Annotated in this window: 1 protein-coding gene; it reads right to left on the reverse strand. The window is 65.2% G+C overall.

The window, feature by feature from the left end; translation table 11 throughout:
- Nucleotides 1-188 precede the first annotated feature (188 nt).
- Nucleotides 189-750: transposase (locus tag JAO85_RS25550; RefSeq protein ID WP_202789303.1), on the reverse strand; the 562-nt coding region annotated here is incomplete at its 5' end.

The following is a 750-nucleotide window of genomic DNA, read 5'->3' on the forward strand; positions in this document are numbered from 1 at the left end:
ACGGATAGGAAATTCAACCGCATGAGGCCAAGTATGGCACGAGTTTTGGGCCTCGAAACACGTTCGGCCAAGGAAGGTTGAGCGCTCGCTTGCCGCTCAATGGCAAGAGCTTGGGAGGCAGTATGCATTTGGGCCTGGCGCGCGCGCAGCTGCTTCCCCGCAGCGATGGATACCGCCGCTTCACTGGGTCACCAATTGACGCGCTGGTCTACCTCGTCGGGTTGAGCTGCCAGATCCCAATCCGGCTCGCCTTGCGCACCATCATCCACCGGCGCGTCGCAGCCCTCCCACAGCGGTGGCCCGCGTGCCGGGGTGATGTGCGGGGGGGCAGACTCCACCCCGATGTGGTTCAGGATGTGGCGGATTTCGGCGCTGTGGGTGATGAAGGCAATGATGCGCATCTGCCCACCGCACATGGGGCACAGCAGCGGAAATGCCTCGTAGATGCGGGCAATCAGCACCGCCCACAAGTAATGCGCCGCTCGCTTCGGGCGTGCTTCAGGTTCGGGTGTGGGTGTGGCCGCGTTGCCCGGCGCCGCCACCCCAGGTACGCCCGCGCCAGGTTGTGCAGTCTCCACCGTGGCTGGTTGCGACGCAGCAGGCTGAGCCAGCGCCGTTACCGCCGCTCTCAGCGGCGAGTTTGGTGCCAGCACACCAAAGTAGCGGTGCCGGTGGGTGCGTGGCGGTGGCACCAGCGCGGCGATGCGGTCGATCAGTTCCAGCGGTGTGAGGTGCAGCTCATCTGCCTTG

Source organism: Comamonas sp. NyZ500 (genome assembly GCF_016772095.1).
Classification (GTDB): domain Bacteria; phylum Pseudomonadota; class Gammaproteobacteria; order Burkholderiales; family Burkholderiaceae_C; genus Comamonas; species Comamonas thiooxydans.